The organism is Saccharomonospora sp. NB11 (assembly GCF_015910535.1).
Taxonomy (GTDB): Bacteria; Actinomycetota; Actinomycetes; order Mycobacteriales; family Pseudonocardiaceae; genus Saccharomonospora.
The window spans coordinates 233,963-248,990 of the sequence record NZ_JACBJG010000001.1; the positions used below are offsets into that span (position 1 = coordinate 233,963).

Here is a 15,028-nt window from a genome sequence, read left to right on the forward strand (position 1 = left end):
GCCGCATGGTAGTCAGCCCCTCGACTGCGGCGCGGAGCACGCGAGGCATCACCGGCATCGCCGCCGCTGCGGGTGGGGCGTTCGGCAGCTTCTATTGCTTCTACGCCGCCGCCCCGGTGTTCCTCGTCGATGCCCAGCCGTCGCCGGGCGTGCTGGTCTCGGCCGTGCTGTTGGTGGTGGTGCTCGTCCAGCCGGTGGTCGTCCTCGCCGGACGGTGGACGCGCGTCCGCGCCAGGACGGTGACCTGGGCGTTGGCGACCATGGCGACCGGCCTGACGGTCCTGGCGACGGTCGACGTTCCGTGGTTCGGCCTCGGCCTCCTGGGGCTCGGCTTCGGCGTCTTCGTCATCGCGGGCACGGCGTGGGCACGGGACGTGGCCGCCGACGAGGTCGGCCGTGCGCTCGGGATCTACGGCTTCGGCTCGGCCCTCGGCGGCGCGATCGGTGCGCCGGTGGGGCTGCTGCTCGCCACCCTGGCCGGTCCGTCCGGCGTGGTGATCGGCGGGGTGACGTTCGCCGTGCTGGGACTTCTCGCAGTCATGGCCGTCCCATGCGACGTGACGACCGGGAACGCACCGTCCTCATCGGCCTCCACCACGGAGTCCCGACCGAGGACGGTCCCGGTCGTCCTCCTCGGCCACGTCCTGGCCGTGACGCTCTACGCGGCCGTGTTGTCGTCCCTCGGTCCGCTGCTCGGCGACACCTCGGCGACTCTCACGGTCGCGGCGGCGTTCGCGGTGCAGAGCGCCGTCGCACTCGGACGTCTCGTCGGCGGTGTCCTGTGCGACCGGTGGTCGGTCGCCGGCACCGCCGCACTGTCCGTGGCCGTGCTGGTCGTCGCCACCATCGGATTCGCCGCGAGTTCCGCAGCGGGCGTGCTCCTGCCGGCCGCGACTCTGATCGGCGCCGCCTCCGGCGCGGTCCAGACCGCAACGCTGACGTCCATGATGCGACGAGTCCGGTCGCCGGCCCACACCGATCGGACGAGCGCCGCCTGGAACGTCGCCTTCGACGTCGGCCTCGGGCTCGGGGCCCTGACCGCAAGCCTCTGATTTCGCTTCACCGTTCCTTTTCAGAACAGGAGAGATCCATGACCGTCGACCGTACGTGGCTTCCCGAGGGCACCTCGGCCGTCGCCTGCCTGACCTTCGACGTCGATGCCGAGACCGGTGTCCTCTCGGTCGACTCGGCGGCCGCCGAGCACGCTATGGCCATCAGCCACCAGCAGTTCGGACCCGAGATCGGGGTCCCTCGCATCCTGGACATCCTCGCCGGTCTGCACGTGAAGGCCACGTTCTTCTTCCCCGGCTGGGTCGCGGAACGCCGCCCCGACCTGGTCGAGCGGATCGCCGCCGAGGGCCACGAGATCGGCCACCACTCCTACAGTCACGTGCCCGCGTCGTCCATGACCCGGGACGAGGAGGAACGGGACTTCGTTCGCGCGCTGAAGGTTTTCGAGGACATCGGCGTTCCGATCCACGGACACCGCGCCGGACTGTGGGAGGCGAGCTGGCACACACCGGCCCTGGTCGCCGAGCACGGATTGAGCTACGACAGCTCGCTGATGTCCCAGGACTCCCCGTACCGGATCACCACACCGCACGGCGGCATCGTCGAGTTGCCGCCGCACTGGTCTCTCGACGATTGGGAGCAGTACGCGTTCCTGCCCTTCCCCGAGATCGGGCAGCACATCAAGAACCCTGCCGACGTGCTGGCGACGTGGAAGGCCGAGGTCGACGCCATGCGCCGCTTCGGGGGGCTGTTCATGCTCACCAACCACCCCTTCCTCACCGGACGCCCCGCGCGCGCCGTGGCGTTGGAAGAGCTGATCGGCCACATCCTCGACGCGGGAGACGTCCCGATCCTCACCGGCCATGAACTCGCCACCCACCTCGCCGACGTCTCGCTCCCGGAGCGCGCCCACGAGAAGCCGGACGTCGAAGCGGGGCTCTTCCCCACCCGGTGAGCAGGCCGCCGCGGCGTCGGCGCGGTGTCAGCCGACGAGCTCCGAGAGCTCCAACCAGCGCTCCTCCAGCTCCGCGACCTCGGCCTCCAGCTCGCGGAGTTCGGCGGTGTGCCGTTGCAGGCCCTCGTAGTCGCTCTGGTCGTGCGAGGCCATGCGTTCGTGCACCTGCTCGATGCTGCGCGAGAGCTTCTCCAGCCTTCGCTCGATGGCGCTGATCTCCTTCTGCGTCGCGCGCAACTGGGCACCGGAGATCTCCGAGCCGGAGTCGGACGACGGCTTCGTCGCCGTGGTCGGTTTCGGGGCTGCGGTGCCCTCGCGACGCAGTCGGAGGTACTCGTCGACACCGCCCGGCACGTGCCGGAACCGTCCGTCCACGATGGCGTACTGCTGGTCGGTGACCCGCTCCAGCAGGTACCGGTCGTGCGACACCACGATCAGCGTGCCCGGCCACGAGTCGAGCAGGTCCTCGACGGCGGCGAGCATGTCGGCGTCAACGTCGTTGGTCGGCTCGTCCAGCACGATGACGTTGGGTTCACCGAGCAGCAGCAACAAGAGCTGCAACCGCCGCTTCTGCCCGCCGGAGAGGTCCCCGACCCGCGCCGACAGGTGTTCCCGGGCGAATCCGAGACGTTCGAGCAGTTGCGCCGGAGTGTGTTCCTTGCCGTCGATGGTGAACGAGGCCTTCGTGCGGGCCAGCACCTCGCGCACCCGATCGCCGTGGATGTCGGCAAGTTGCGAGAACTGCTGGTCCAGCAGTCCGATTCGGACCGTCTTGCCGCACTTCACGCGACCGGACGTGGGCGACACGGTGCCGCACACGAGACCGAGCAAAGTGGACTTACCAGCGCCGTTCGCACCGAGGATGCCGGTGCGTTCGCCGGGCGCGATCCGCCACGTGACGTCCCGCAGCACCTCGCGATCGCCGTAGCTCACACTCACGTTTTCGAGATCGACGACGTCCTTGCCCAGGCGTGCCACCGCGAGCCGCTGCAGTTCGAGGGGGTTACGCACGGGAGGCACGTCGGCGATGAGCTGGTTGGCTGCGTCGATGCGGAACTTCGGCTTGGACGTGCGTGCGGGGGCACCCCGGCGCAGCCAGGCGAGCTCCTTGCGCAGCAGGTTCTGTCGCTTGCTCTCGGCCGCCGCCGCGATCCGGTCACGCTCCACCCGCTGAAGCACGTACGCGGCGTACCCGCCCTCGAACGGCTCGACGATCCCGTCGTGCACCTCCCACGTCTCGGTGCACACCTCGTCGAGGAACCAGCGGTCGTGGGTGATCACCAGCAGGCCGCCCGTGTTCGCCGCCCACCGCCGCTTCAGATGCTCGGCCAGCCAGGCGATGCCCTCGACGTCGAGGTGGTTCGTCGGCTCGTCCAGCGCGATCAGGTCCCACTCACCGACCAGCAACGCCGCGAGCGCCACCCGGCGACGCTGCCCACCGGACAGCTCGCCGACCTTCGCCTCCCACGGCACGTCGGACACGAGTCCGTTGATCACGTCACGCACGCGTGGATCGCCCGCCCACTCGTGCTCGGGCCGGTCACTGACGATCGCGTGGCCGACGCTGGAGGCGGCGTCGAGGTCGTCGCCCTGGCTCAGCACCCCGAACCGGACGCCGTTGCGGCGCGTCACCCTGCCCGACTGCGGTTCGATCGTCCCGGCGAGCATCCCGAGCAGGCTCGACTTGCCGTCACCGTTGCGACCGACGATGCCGATGCGGTCGCCTTCCTCGACCCCGAGCGTCAGCGAGTCGAACACGACCCGGGTCGGGTACTCCAGGTGCAGGGCCTCGGCGCCCAGAAGATGCGCGGCCATCAACGTCCTTCCGTCGTTCGCGTCACTCGTCGCACACGCGGGCCCCGGGCACCGGCCCGTGGGCCACCCGCACCGTGCGGCAGACACCCGCGCCCGCGAGTTCGGCGGCCACCTTGAGGGCGGATTCGCCGTCGGTGCACAGGAACGCACACGTGGGGCCCGACCCCGAGACCACACCGGCGAGGGCTCCCGCCGACACCCCGGCACGCAACGTCCGACGCAGGCCGGGACGCAACGAGACAGCGGCAGCCTGGAGGTCGTTGCCGAGCAGCTCCGCCAGGCGTCGCGCGTCCCCGGCCGCCAGCGCCTCCAGCAACGAGTCGGGCGACCCCACCCTCGGCGGGTCCCCGGCGTCACGGAGGCGGTCCAGCTCGCCGTAGACCTTCGGGGTCGACAACCCACGCTGGTCGAACGCCAGGACCCAGTGGAACGTGTGGCGCGACAGCACGGGGACGAGCCGCTCACCGCGTCCGGTGCCCAACGCCGTCCCGCCGTAGAGCGCGAACGGCACGTCGCTGCCCAGCGTGGCGGCGATCTCCGCCAGCTCGTCACGGTGCAGGTCGAGACCCCACAGCGTCGAGCACGCCAGCAACGTGGCGGCAGCGTCGGCGCTGCCACCCGCCATCCCACCGGCCACAGGAATGCCCTTGCGGATCACCACGCGCACCCGCTCGGCCTCGGCGGGCTTGCCGACGTGCTCGGCCAGTGCGCGCACCGCCCGCATCGCCAGGTTGGTGCCGTCGGTGGGCACCGACCTCGCACCCTCGCCGGAGACCTCGATCCCGGCCTCCGGGGTGGAGAAGACCGTGACCTCGTCGGTCAACGACAAGGCGTGGAACACGGTCGTGAGGTCGTGGTAGCCGTCCTCCCGCAGGTCACCGACGGACAGATGCAGATTGATCTTCGACGGCACTCGCACGGTGACGGGCGGTGGTACGACGGCAAGCACTCCACCAGCCTACTGGGCCCCCGGAGACCGCCGATCCAGGCGGCGACGTCAGGCGGCGACGTCCCGCAGCCCGTACATGGGCGTGCTGAGGTACGCGCCACGCTCCGCCATCCACGCCAGCGCGGCATCGGCCCGCTGTCCCTCGACGCCGAGGCGGAACCGGGCCACCGGGGTGTCACCGAACCTCGTCAGTCCCCCGCCGATGGTGGTCAGGTCGACGTCGAACCGCGCCGACGCCTCGGGCAGCAACGCCCCGACGGCAGCGAAACCCACCAGGATCACGTCGACCGCCCGGTCGTACGACGACAGCAGCGACCGCGGAGTGTCGACCCGGGGCAACAGAGCCTCCGCGATGGGGCTGCCGGGCTTGCCGAGCAGACCGAGCAGGGTGCCCGACTCCACGACCGTGCCGCGGTCGAGCAGCGCGACCTCGTCGCACACCCGGCGGGCGATGTCGGCCTCCCGCGACGTGACGATCACCGTGGCACCCAGCTCGGAGCGGGCGCGGTCGAGCACTGCCAGGACGGCGGGCGTCTCTTCGCCGCTCACCCCGTCGATCGGGTCGTCGGCCAGCAACACGGACGGTTCCGTCGCCAACGCCCTCGCGATCGCGACCCGACGCTGCTGGCCCGGCGTCAGTTCCGACGGCAACCGGGCACCCGAACGCGAAAGCCCGATGACGTCGAGCAGGGTGCCGACCCGGTGACGCCGCCGGTCGGCCTCCACGCCCATGCGCTCCAGCGGGGCGGCGATGTTGCCCGCCACGGTTCGCTCGGGCCGCAGCGCCGACTCCACCACCGCGACCTGTCGCTGCGCGCCCCACAGCCTGCGACCCGCCAACCGGCTGGTGTCCATGCCGTCGTACCGCACCGTGCCCCGATCCGGCCGCTCCCGCAGCGCCACGCACCGCGCCAGCGTCGTCTTGCCCGCCTCCTTCGGCCCGATCAGGCCGAACAGCGACCCCGCGCTGACGGCGAGGTTGACCTCTCGCAACGCGACCACGGGGGCGTGAGCGGAGGGGAACGACTTGCTGACGTTCTCGACAGTGATCACCACAAGCTCCAGGCAGCTCGAAACCGGGCGTCCGCGTGGGACGTCCTCGAAGACGAAAGAAAGAAGAGAACCGACGTAGGGCGGGAAAAGGCCTCAGCGAGCCATGACGTGGCTACAACAAGCGCACACGGTGCGACGGCCCTGGTCGACTACTCGGCGCTGCGTCAGGAGCGGCGTGCGATACACGGAGATCCTCCATCGGTCCTGGCGTTAGCACCTTCCCCTCAGGGGCGGTTGCTGCGACGTCTCTGAGCCAGGTCTCTCGGTCGCTCGGGATGGATGCGCCCACAGTACATCCGAGCGATCCCGCCGTTGGCAAGCAAGCCGGGTTGAGATCACACTTTCGCCGCAGCGGCCACGACCTCGGCGAACTGCTCGACGGTCAGTCGCTCGCCTCGCGTGGCGGGGTCGATGCCGGCGGCCGTCAGCACCGACGCGGCGCGCTCCCCGGAGCCCGCCCAGGAGGCCAACGCCGCCCGCAGTGTCTTGCGCCGCTGCGCGAATGCCGCGTCGATCGCCGTGAACACGGCGTCGCGATCAGCTCCCTCCGGCGGAGCCGTGCGTTCGAACGCGACCAACGAGGAGTCGACGTTGGGCACCGGCCAGAAGACCGACCGGGACACGGAGGCGACCTTGCGCGCCCGCCCGTACCAGGCGAGCTTCACGCTCGGAACGCCGTAGATGCGGCTACCGGGTTCGGCGGCCATGCGGTCGGCCACCTCGGTCTGCACCATCACGAGGGCACGCCGCAGCGACGGCAGTTCGGCCAACAGGTGCAGTACGACCGGCACCGCCACGTTGTAGGGCAGGTTGGCCACCAACGCCGTGGGTTCGACGGGCAGCTCGTCCGCGCGCAGCCGCAGCGCGTCGCGTTCGAGGACGTCGAGTCGAGCGGCGGCCTCGGGTGCGTGCTCGGCCACCGTGGTGGGCAACCGTCCCGCGAGGACCGGATCGATCTCCACGGCCGACACACGCGCACCGGCGGCCAGCAGACCGAGAGTGAGGGAACCGAGGCCGGGACCGACCTCCAGGACCGGCTCGTCGCCCCTCACGTCGGCGAGTTCGACGATCCGGCGCACGGTGTTGGCGTCGTGCACGAAGTTCTGGCCGAGCTTCTTCGTCGGCCGCACTCCCAGCGCGGTGGCCAACCGACGGATCTCGGAAGCTCCCAGCAGGCCCGGTGTCTCGGTCACCGGGCCAGCCTAGAGACTGCGTTCCACGGCGGAGCCGTGGGCTTACCGCGGCAGGCCGAGCTTCGCGGAGCAGTGCGGCCAGGCACCGTAGCCACCGTTGGCGTCCCGGAGCCGTTCGGCGATGTCGATCTGCTGCTCGCGCGTGGCCTGGTGCGGGTACGCGGCGTACTGCGTACCGCCGTAGGCGTCCCAGGTCTGCTTGTTGAACTGCAGACCGCCGTAGTAGCCGTTGCCGGTGTTGATCGACCAGTTCCCGGTCGACTCGCACTGCGCCAGCGCGTCCCACACCGACGTGTCGCCGATGTTGGGAACCGCGACCTTCGTGCCGACCCGGACGACCTTCTTCTCGGCCTCGCGAACGATCTCGGTGTGCAGCTCGACGCTGTCGATCACCTTGCCGTTCTTCTTCGTCACGCGGTAGGTGACGATCTTCTCGCCGGCCTTGCCTTCCTTTTCGACGATCTCCTTGCCCTTGTCGAGGGTGTCGTCCTCGATGGTCTCGACCTCGGGCTCGATGGCCTCGGTCTTCTTCACCGTGGCCACGCCGGTGCGGTTGACGTGCACCTCGGCGCCGTCGACGAGCTTGAACTCCTCGCCTTCCTCGATCTTGTCCTGCTTGCCGAGGCCGAGGCCGAGTTCGTCGAGCAGCTCCACGGCGGTCACGGCGTTGGTGGTGACCTCACGAGGCTTCTCGCCACCGTCGAACAGGGTGACGGTCTTCTCGGTCTTGACCTCCAGGCGCATGCCCTCGAGCGGCACCTCGCCCGACAGCGGCGCGGAGAACCAGGTGCCTCCGGTGCTGAGGTGGTCGAGTCCGAGCTGGGTCAGGGCCTCGCGCACCGTGGTGGCGCGCACCCACGACTCGCGCGTCTCGCCGTCGACGACGAGGGTGAGCTGCCTGCCGCGCTCCAGCTTGATGACGCCGCCGTCGCCGACGGGCGCCTGCGGGGACGGCGAGAGGGCGTCGTGGGCACCGACGCTGATGCCGGCGTCCTCCAGCACCTCGCCGACCGTGTCGCCGTAGCTGCGAATCGTCTGCTTCTCACCGTCGACGTCGACCGTGACGCTCTTGTTCATCGCGAGCGCCGCGGCACCGCCACCGGTGAGGGTGATCATGACCGCGAGGACGGTGCCTCGCAGGAAGCGCTTCTTCCACGTCTTGACGGCGCTGACGAGGCCGTCCTCCGCCTCCTCCGAGGCGTCGGTCTCCGCGCTCGCCTCGGCCTCGTCGGGCAACGCGATCGGCGGAAGCATCGTGGTCTCGGCGTTGATGAGCCGGATCAGCTCGTCCACGCCGACCCCGGCCTCGGCCATGAGCGTCTCGGCGTCGGGCCCGAGAGCGGTCAACACGTCGTGGGGTGTGACTTCCGGGTCGGGCGAGAAGTCGAGGTTCTCGGCTTCGCTCGGCCAGTCGAGCAGGGCCGTTGAGGCAGCCGTATGCCCGTCTCTACCAGTCACAGGGTCGATCCCTTCACGTAAGTACACCGACTCCCGCAGTCAGCGCCGCCCTCGCACCCCTCAGGGCGCTTTCCCCGACGTACACCGACGTGACTGTGGGCCACACTGGTGGCGGTCCGTGACATCACCGTCATCACGCGATCACTCTCGGACCACTTCCCAGCACGGTCACGGGACCATAACGAGTGCCGAAGGGTTGCGCAATCACCCCTAGGGGCACTAGTGATCTTCCTCACGAGAAGTCAGGGCAACCTCAGACGATCTCGCTGCCACGATTACGCAGGCGGAACACACGCTCCGCGTTGCGCCGCGCGGCGTCCGCAACGGCCTCCACCGGCTGCTTCCGCAACTCCGCGAGTCCCACGACCGTGTAGGCCGCGCAGTAGGGCTCGTTCGGCCGCCCGCGGAAGGGATGCGGGGTGAGGAACGGGGCGTCGGTCTCCACGAGGAACTGCTCGTCCGGCACGAGCCGAGCCGCCTCCTGGAGAGCCCGGGCGTTACGGAACGTCACCGTTCCCGAGAACGACAGCACGTAGCCCGCGTCGACACACCGCCGAGCCATGTCGGCGTCCCCGGAGAAGCAGTGGAAGACCACCGTCTCCGGCGCTCCTTCCTCTTCCAGGATCGCCAGAACGTCGTCGTGGGCCTCCCGGTCGTGAATCATGAGCGGTTTGCCCACGCGCTTGGCGAGGTCGATGTGCCACCGGAACGCCGCCTGCTGCGCCGCGGGCGGCGAGTAGTCCCAGTAGTAGTCCAGCCCCGTCTCGCCCACGGCCACGACCCGCTCCGCCCGCGCCAGGCGTTCCAACTCCGCCTTGTCCTCGTTGGAGAAGTCCTTCGTGCGCGTCGGGTGCAACGCGACGGCACCGTGGAGCCGGTCGTCCCATCCCGACGCCTCGGCGACCCACCGCGCGGAGGCGAGGTCGTCGGCCACGGTCACAGCGGCGACGATCCCCGCCGCCTCCGCCCGGTCGAGTGCGGCGCGCACCCCGTCGGGGGTCGTCGCGCCGCACGCGTCGAGATGGGTGTGCGAGTCGACCGTCGGTGCCGGAAGCCGCTCCGGCACCGGCGGCAGCTCACGACGACTCATTCGGCCACCTGGATCGGCGCCCACTCCGGCCCGGTCTCGGCGAGCTTCGGGTCGATCTTGGCGAAGAGCGGGGTCGGCTTGGCCAGCGGCCTTCCCACCTCGATCGGGGTGGACTCCCACCGAGCCTGCTCGACGGTGTAGTCACCGGTCAGGATGGGATTCACCCGGTCGGGCACGTCGAGGTCGGCGACCTCCTGCACCTCGGGCTGGGCCGCCCACACACCCGTGCCGCCCAGCGCCTCGTGGACCTTCTGCGCGGCATTCGGCAGGAACGGCGTCAGCAGCGTGTTCGCGTCCGACACCACCTGCAGGGCCGTGTGCAGCACCGTGTCCCGGCGTTCGGGGTCGTCCTTGAGCTTCCACGGCTGCTGGTCCGACAGGTACTTGTTGGCCGCCGACACCACCCGCATGGCCTCCTGCACGGCCTGCCGGAACCGCGACCGGCGCAAGTGGCCGCCCACGGTGTCGAACGCCGCCCTGGCCTGTGCCTTCAGATCCTCGTCGGCCTGGGTCGGGGTGTTGGGCCTCGGCACCCCACCGTTGTTCTTGTGCGCCATCGAGATCGAGCGGTTGACGAGGTTGCCCCACTCGTTGGCCAGCTCGAAGTTGATGCGGCGGGTGAACTCGTCCCACGTGAAGTCGGTGTCCTGGGTCTCCGGCCCGGCCACGCTGATGAAGTAGCGCAGGGTGTCCGGACCGAACTCGCGCAGGAAGTCGTGCACGTAGATCACGGTGCCGCGCGAGGTCGAGAACTTCGACCCGCTCATCGTGAGGAACTCACTGGAGACGATCTCGTCGGGCAGCCCCAGCTTGCCGTACGGCCCGGGCTCGCCCCCACGGTCGCCCTCACCGTTGTGCCCCAGCAGCAGCGCGGGCCAGATCTGGGCGTGGAAGGTGATGTTGTCCTTGCCCATGAAGTAGTAGCTGCGCGCGTCGGGGTTGTTCCACCACTCCTGCCACGCGTCCGGGTTCCCCGACCGACGGGCCCACTCGACGCTCGCCGAGAAATAGCCGATCACCGCGTCGAACCAGACGTAGAAGCGCTTCATCGGCTGGTCGCGCCACCCGTCCAGCGGGATCTTGACACCCCAGTCGAGGTCACGGGTGATCGGCCGGGGCCGCATGTCGTCGAGGAGGTTCTTCGTGAAGTTCACGACGTTGGGCCGCCAGTCCGTCTTGGTGGACAGCCACTTGCCCAGCGTCTCGGTGAAGGCGGGCAGGTCGAGGAAGAGGTGCTCGGTCTCGACGAACTTCGGGGTCTCGCCGTTGATGCGCGAGCGCGGGTTGCGCAGCTCGGCCGGGTCGAGCTGGTTGCCGCAGTTGTCGCACTGGTCGCCACGGGCACCGTCGTAGCCACAGATGGGACACGTGCCCTCGATGTAGCGGTCGGGCAGCGTACGTCCCGTGGACGGGCTGATGGCTCCCGTCGTGGTCTTCGGGATGACGTAGCCGTTGCGGTGCAGCGCGAGGAAGATCTGCTGCGTCACCGCGGCGTGGTTGCCGGTGCTCGTGCGGGTGAAGAGGTCGTAGGACAGCCCGAGACCGCGCAGGTCCTCGGTGATCTGGCGGGTGTACTTGTCGGCCGCCTGCTGCGGGGTGAGGCCCTCCTTCTCGGCCTGCACCTGGATCGGCGTGCCGTGCTCGTCCGTGCCCGAGACCATGAGCACCCGGTTGCCGGCCATTCGCTGATAGCGGGAGAAGACGTCGGACGGAACGCCGAAGCCGGACACGTGGCCGATGTGGCGGGGGCCGTTGGCATAGGGCCAGGCCACCGCGGTCAACACTGGGGTGCTCATACCTGGTTAGCCTACGGACCTCCCTCGACGTTTCCGCGCGAGGGACAGGCGAGTGCGCGTGTCCGCGCCCCACGCACTCGTGTCCACGCTTCCCGTACGCATGTCCGCACTTCCGGGACGCGCCGACGGGGCACACGTCACTCCAGCACCAGCCGGGTCCGAGTGAGAAACACGTTGTACGGCCCCCACTGGGAGACCAGGTAGTACAGGTCCGGCCCCTCCAACGACCACGGGTGCAGGAAGCCGCCGTAGATCGCCGGGTACTCGTCGCCCGAGACCACCACCTCGCCCTGCGTCCACGGTCCCGTCAACCGCTCCGCCGAGCGCAGGACGATGCCGCGTCGCACTTCGTCGAGGTGCATCAGCAACCACCGGCCCAGCGTGCGATGGAACCCGAGCGACATCTCCCCGACCGGGCCCGAGGCGACGGCGACCGCCGCCCGAGCGCGCCCGCTCCACCCCGAGCCCGTCCAGTACTCGAACGCGCGGACGTCGGGCAACGCCGCCGGGTCCGTCCTGGCGAGGTAGGCGTCGCCGTATCGGCCGTTGGTGGTGCCCAGGAGGTAGACGCGGTCGTCCTCGACGGCGAACGCCCCGAGCTGGAACCGGTTGTCCCCCCACCGGTTCGACCACCGGGCAGCACGCGGCTTCTCCCACGTCCACCCGTCGTCGCGGGAGACGGCGATCCCGGCGTGGTTCGTCCGCCACTCGCCCGGCCGCGTCCACTCGCGCACCGACATGTAGTGCAGGTAGTGCACGCCGGACACGGTCACGCCGCTGTTGGGGATCACGGTGATCTCCTGGCCGCTCCCCTTGGGGAGCACCTGCGCGGCGCTGCCGTCCGGCCGCGCCACCACGCCGTCCAGCGTCATTCCCGCAGCGAGGTCACGCGCGAACGACCACGCGAGCACGTTGCACCGCCAGTCGGCGTCGCCCGGACCGGGACCATTGCCGCCCCAGCCCTCGCCGTAGGTGTCGCCGAAGGCCACGAACACGCGCCCGTCACCCGCGTCCCAGGGAATGCCGAGGTCGGTGGCGACGATGTTGTACCGCTCGCCGGTCTCACTCGGAGAGCCCGCTCCCGTCACCGGACCGATCCGCGTCGTCTCACCCACCCGCACCACGAACCCGACGCTAGCCCGGCGGCGGGAGGAACGACGTCCGACGAGCCGCGATGTCCCCCGAATCAGCCACGCGCCTTCAACGCCGCGTCGTAGAGCTCCTTCTTCGACACCCCGGCGGCCTGGGCGACCTCCCCGGCCACCGACTTCAGCCGCTCACCGGACTCCACCCGCGTCAACACCTCACCGACGAGGTCGGCGAGCGCGACGGTCCGCGGTGCGGCTCCCTCCACCACCACGGTGATCTCGCCGCGCACCCCGTCCGCCGCCCACTCGGCCAGCTCCCCGAGCCCACCACGACGCACTTCCTCGTAGGTCTTCGTCAGCTCCCGGCAGACGGCGGCCCTGCGGTCGGCCCCGAGCACCTCGGCGGCCTCCGTCAACGTCGCGGCGAGGCGGTGGGGCGACTCGAAGAACACCACCGTGCGCGGCTGGTCCACCAACTCGCGCAGCCAACGGGTGCGCTCCCCCGGCTTCCGGGGAGCGAAGCCGTCGAAGCAGAAGCGGTCCGGCGGCAGGCCCGACACCGCGAGCGCGGTCGTCACCGCGGACGGCCCGGGCACGCACGTCACGCCGATCCCCTCCTCGACGCAGGCCGCGACGAGCCGGTAGCCGGGGTCGGAGACGCTCGGCATCCCGGCGTCGGTGACCAGCACCACCGTCTGACCACCCCGCAACGCCTCCAACAGCCTCGGCAGGCGGGCGGCCTCGACGTCCTCGTAAAAGCTCACCACCCGACCGCGTGGCGTCACGCCGAGCGTCGTCGCGAGCGCCCGGAATCGGCGGGTGTCCTCGGCCGCCACCACGTCGGCCTCGGCCACGACCTCGGCGAGTCGGGGCGAGGCGTCGCGGGAGTCACCGAGCGGGGTGGCAGCGAGTACGAGCGTCACAACGCCAGAGGCTAGCCCGTAGTATCGGGGCCCGTGACCGCACTCCTCACCCGTTCGTCGGCGGGCGGCGTGGGCCGAGCGCCACAGGTCTCCGAGCCCCCGAGCGACCGCGAGGCCGCGCTCCTCGGCAGGCCTCTGCCCGGCGACCGGATCCGCGCGCTGATCGTCACGGTGGTTCTCGGCGCGATCGGCGGGTTCCTGCGGTTGCTCGACCTCGGTGTTCCCACGGACAAGGGGACACCGGTCTTCGACGAGAAGCACTACGTGCCGCAGGCGTGGCAGATGCTGCGCAACGGCGGGTACGAGGACAACTACGGCTACGAGCTCGTCGTGCACCCGCCGCTGGCAAAGCAACTGATCGCCGTGGGCGAGTGGCTGTTCGGGTACAACGGCTGGGGCTGGCGGTTCAGCGCCGCCGTGGCCGGCACTTTGATCGTGGTGCTCACCATCCGCATCGCGCGCAGGTTGACCCGGTCGACACTGCTCGGCGCGGTGGCGGGTGTGCTCGTCATCTGCGACGGGGTGCTGCACCTGCAGTCGCGGATGGGGATGCTCGACATCTTCATCGCCCTCTTCGTGCTGGGCGCGTTCGGCTGTCTGCTCTGCGACCGCGACCAGGTGCGGGAGCGGTTGGCGACGGCCGTGCGCGAGGGCTGGATCGACTCGTCCGACTTCGGGCCCCGGCTGGGTTTCCGCTGGTGGCGGTTCGGGACCGGGGTGCTGCTCGGGCTCGCCACGGCCGTGAAGTGGTCCGGCGCCTACTGGGTGATCGCGTTCGGTCTGCTCTGCCTGGCCTTCGATATCGCCGCACGCAGGACGGCCGGGGTTCGCAGGCCGTGGGTCGGTGCGCTGCGGCAGGACCTGCTGCCCGCCGCCTGGGGCATCGGCGTGATCTCGGTGCTCGTGTACCTGGGTAGCTGGTGGGCGTGGTTCGCCAGCGAGACCGCCACCGACCGGCACTACGTCGAACTCCAGGGCATGGGCGACGGCCCGTTCGGGTTCGTGCCCGCCGCCTTGCGGTCGCTGTTCCTCTACACCACGAACGTGCTGGACTTCCACAGCAACCTCTCGACCCCCGACGGCGACCCGCACCCGTGGGAGTCGAAGCCCTGGACGTGGCCCATGGGATTGCGCCCGATGCTCTACTACTACGAGTCGGGCGAGAAGATCACCGGCTGCGGCGAGACCGAGTGCGTCAGCGCCACCATGCTCATCGGCACGCCGGCGATGTGGTGGCTGGCGCTCCCGGTGCTCGGCTGGGGCCTGTGGCGGGCGGTGTTCCGCGCGGACTGGCGCTACGCCGCCGTCCTCGTCGGGTACCTGGCGGGTCTGCTGCCGTGGTTCGTGAACCTCGACCGGCAGATGTACTTCTTCTACGCCACCCCGCTCGCACCGTTCCTGGCGCTCGGACTCACGCTCGTGCTCGGGCAGATCCTCGGCGCACGCGGCCACACGGAACGCCGAGGCACCGGGCTGTTGGTCGTGTCGTTGTACGTCGGGCTCGTGGTGGCGAACTTCGCATGGCTGTGGCCGATCCTCGTCGGCGAGCCGATCACCTACGACCGGTGGCAGGCGGAGATGTGGCTCCCGTCGTGGCGCTGACGCGTCGACGACCTGACCGGAAGCCGTCCCGGCCCGGCGGAGTCCTCCCGGTGGGTCCTTCCGGGCGACGCCGAGTCTGCGACGTCGTCCGGGAC

General features: G+C 70.2%; 12 protein-coding genes and 1 riboswitch. Of the genes, 3 read left to right on the top strand and 9 right to left on the bottom strand.

What is annotated here, in order from left to right; genetic code table 11:
* Window positions 1-5 precede the first annotated feature (5 nt).
* Window positions 6-1,052 carry an MFS transporter gene (locus JAV51_RS01090; RefSeq protein ID WP_197318685.1) on the top strand — a complete coding sequence of 349 codons (1,047 nt, stop codon included), beginning with the start codon at window positions 6-8 and terminating at the stop codon, window positions 1,050-1,052.
* Between the two features lie 38 nt (window positions 1,053-1,090).
* Window positions 1,091-1,966, top strand: coding sequence for a polysaccharide deacetylase (locus tag JAV51_RS01095; protein ID WP_197318686.1), 876 nt, complete (start codon window positions 1,091-1,093; stop codon window positions 1,964-1,966).
* A 27-nt stretch (window positions 1,967-1,993) separates the two neighbouring features.
* Here JAV51_RS01095 and JAV51_RS01100 read toward each other — a convergent pair whose 3' ends face one another.
* The 9 genes from JAV51_RS01100 to rsmI form a co-directional block, all read right to left on the bottom strand.
* Window positions 1,994-3,781: an ABC-F family ATP-binding cassette domain-containing protein gene (locus JAV51_RS01100; RefSeq protein WP_197318687.1), complete on the bottom strand. Its 1,788-nt coding sequence runs from the start codon at window positions 3,779-3,781 to the stop codon at window positions 1,994-1,996.
* A 22-nt stretch (window positions 3,782-3,803) separates the two neighbouring features.
* Complete coding sequence (locus JAV51_RS01105) at window positions 3,804-4,730, bottom strand: 4-(cytidine 5'-diphospho)-2-C-methyl-D-erythritol kinase (protein ID WP_197318688.1); 927 nt, start codon at window positions 4,728-4,730, stop codon at window positions 3,804-3,806.
* 48 nt (window positions 4,731-4,778) lie between these two features.
* On the bottom strand, window positions 4,779-5,783 hold the full coding sequence (locus tag JAV51_RS01110) for a methionine ABC transporter ATP-binding protein (RefSeq protein WP_197318689.1): 1,005 nt from the start codon (window positions 5,781-5,783) through the stop codon (window positions 4,779-4,781).
* A 192-nt stretch (window positions 5,784-5,975) separates the two neighbouring features.
* A riboswitch (SAM riboswitch) is annotated at window positions 5,976-6,065 on the bottom strand.
* 53 nt (window positions 6,066-6,118) lie between these two features.
* The gene (gene rsmA, locus JAV51_RS01115) at window positions 6,119-6,976 is read right to left on the bottom strand and encodes a 16S rRNA (adenine(1518)-N(6)/adenine(1519)-N(6))-dimethyltransferase RsmA (RefSeq protein WP_197318690.1); all 858 of its coding nucleotides are present in this window, start codon (window positions 6,974-6,976) and stop codon (window positions 6,119-6,121) included.
* Window positions 6,977-7,018: 42 nt separating this feature from the next.
* Window positions 7,019-8,434, bottom strand: a complete 1,416-nt coding sequence (locus JAV51_RS01120) for a resuscitation-promoting factor (RefSeq protein WP_197318691.1) — start codon at window positions 8,432-8,434, stop codon at window positions 7,019-7,021.
* 253 nt (window positions 8,435-8,687) lie between these two features.
* Entirely contained in the window at window positions 8,688-9,524 is an 837-nt protein-coding gene (locus tag JAV51_RS01125; RefSeq protein ID WP_197318692.1) for a TatD family hydrolase, read from the bottom strand.
* The gene (gene metG / locus JAV51_RS01130; protein ID WP_197318693.1) at window positions 9,521-11,320 is read right to left on the bottom strand and encodes a methionine--tRNA ligase; all 1,800 of its coding nucleotides are present in this window, start codon (window positions 11,318-11,320) and stop codon (window positions 9,521-9,523) included. The genes JAV51_RS01125 and metG overlap by 4 nt, the downstream gene beginning before the upstream one ends.
* A gap of 137 nt (window positions 11,321-11,457) precedes the next feature.
* On the bottom strand, window positions 11,458-12,444 hold the full coding sequence (locus tag JAV51_RS01135) for a DUF4185 domain-containing protein (RefSeq protein WP_197318694.1): 987 nt from the start codon (window positions 12,442-12,444) through the stop codon (window positions 11,458-11,460).
* A 62-nt stretch (window positions 12,445-12,506) separates the two neighbouring features.
* Window positions 12,507-13,331, bottom strand: coding sequence for a 16S rRNA (cytidine(1402)-2'-O)-methyltransferase (gene rsmI, locus JAV51_RS01140; RefSeq protein ID WP_197318695.1), 825 nt, complete (start codon window positions 13,329-13,331; stop codon window positions 12,507-12,509).
* Window positions 13,332-13,364: 33 nt separating this feature from the next.
* On the opposite strand from rsmI, the gene JAV51_RS01145 reads away from it, so the two are divergent.
* Window positions 13,365-14,933: a dolichyl-phosphate-mannose--protein mannosyltransferase gene (locus tag JAV51_RS01145; protein WP_197318696.1), complete on the top strand. Its 1,569-nt coding sequence runs from the start codon at window positions 13,365-13,367 to the stop codon at window positions 14,931-14,933.
* The last annotated feature ends 95 nt before the right edge of the window (window positions 14,934-15,028 follow it).